1 protein-coding gene is annotated in these 311 nt (G+C 65.6%); it reads right to left on the bottom strand.

Translation table 11 applies throughout. From position 1 onward, the window contains the following. On the bottom strand, positions 1 to 311 hold a 311-nt coding region (locus EN846_RS34355; protein ID WP_135928142.1), incomplete at both ends, for a diguanylate cyclase.

Genomic DNA, 311 nt, shown 5'->3' with positions numbered 1-311 from the left:
TCCAACTCGCCAAGATAGATCGCGGCGCGCAGCTCGCGCTCGACCAGCCGGCGATAGCGTTTGTCCGACAGCATCTCCTCGTCGAAAACGGTGACGCGGCCGCGGCCGCCTGCCTTGCTTTCGTAGAGCGCGAGGTCGGCCAGCAGCATCAATTCGGTGCCGTTCGAAGCATGCAGCGGCGCAAGCGCGATGCCCACCGAGATCGACAGCGGAATGATCTTGCCTTCATGCCGCTTGCCGGCCCGCATCGCATCCAGCAGCCGGCGCACGTCCTTGTTGAGGAGGGCGGCGTCGCCGTGCGGAACCATGAC

It is taken from the genome of Mesorhizobium sp. M4B.F.Ca.ET.203.01.1.1, from assembly GCF_004791025.1.
GTDB classification, from domain to species: Bacteria; Pseudomonadota; Alphaproteobacteria; order Rhizobiales; family Rhizobiaceae; genus Mesorhizobium; species Mesorhizobium abyssinicae.
The sequence above is the reverse complement of the archived record's forward strand: the minus strand, read 5'-3'. Positions and strand labels throughout refer to the sequence as shown.